Source organism: Fundidesulfovibrio magnetotacticus, from assembly GCF_013019105.1.
In the GTDB taxonomy this organism is placed as follows: domain Bacteria; phylum Desulfobacterota; class Desulfovibrionia; order Desulfovibrionales; family Desulfovibrionaceae; genus Fundidesulfovibrio; species Fundidesulfovibrio magnetotacticus.
Window position 1 is genome coordinate 1 of the sequence record NZ_BLTE01000045.1, and the last position, 1156, is coordinate 1156.

1 protein-coding gene is annotated in these 1156 nt (G+C 66.8%); it reads left to right on the forward strand.

All coding sequences use genetic code 11. From position 1 onward, the window contains the following. Positions 1 to 266 precede the first annotated feature (266 nt). Positions 267 to 1156: protein kinase family protein (locus tag NNJEOMEG_RS20220; RefSeq protein ID WP_217270631.1), on the forward strand; the 890-nt coding region annotated here is incomplete at its 3' end.

A 1156-nucleotide genomic window follows, 5' to 3' on the forward strand; every position in this document is an offset into this window, starting at 1 on the left:
TCGTGGACGGGGCGCAGTTCATGCTCTCCTCCGAGGGCAACGGCCGCCTGGCCCAGGTGCGCATCGTGCAGTTCTAGGCGCTTCCCCGGTGGCGGCGCGTCCCTTCCGGGGCGCGCCGCCTCGGGGCCTCAGCGCTGCGCCAGCGTCGAGAAGATGAACAACGCGAGCCACACGCACAAGCCGAAGGCGAAGAGCTTGTAGACGAACCTGCCCGCCGGGGACATGGCGTACTCCTCCCGGCGGCGGCGCTTAGGGAGATGCAGGGCATGAACGAAAAGGCGATCCTTCTCGACGGGCAGGTGGTGGAATACGAAGCGGGCACGGTCGGCGAAATGGCCATGCAGGACGTCCATTTCACCACGGACCGCTCCTCCCTTGTGTGCTTCTTCAAGAATGCCCGAGACATTCAGAGCCTCGCGGGGCTGGAGGCCGCGTTGGAGCGCTTCAACCCCGTGAGCGGCGCGGACGGCGGCTACTGGAAGGACTCGTTCTCCTGGGTGTCCGGCATCGTGAAGTCCCCAAGGCCCGGCGTGGTGGTTCCGGTCTGTCCCGGCGACTACTTCTTCCAGGCCGGCCCCTTCCGGGGCAAGGAAAAGGAGGCCACGTGGTTTCTGGGCAGCAAGATCCGGCCCCTGTTGCCCCGGCAGGAGTTGGGTGTCTGGAGCGACTACTTCCGCATCTGCGTCCGTCTGGCCCGGGCCATCCGCCGCCTGCACGCGGCAGGCCTGGTCCATGGGGATATCTCTCCCAGGAACGTGCTCATGGATCCCGCCGGCGGGCGCTGCATGATCATCGCCAGGGGCTCCCTGGTGGTCCCGGGGGCCTGCCTGCCCGGCGAATTGGGCTCGCGCGAGTCCATGGCCCCTGAGCAGATCAGCACCTGCGGCCTGGCCCTGGACGACCCCAGGCGCGTGACGCCCTCCATCCTCACGGACCTCCACGCCTTGTCAACGCTCATCTACCAGTGCCTCTTCCTGCGCCACCCCCTGCAGGGGCCAAAGGTCCACCCCGCCAATTCCAGCGAGGAGCAGGAAACCATGGAGATGGGACACAAGGGCCTCTTCGTGGAGCATCCCACGGACAAGTCCAACCGGCCCAAGAAGCTGGACGTGCCCTACTCGGTGCTGGGGCCCTATCTGGGCGAGCTGTTCCTCAA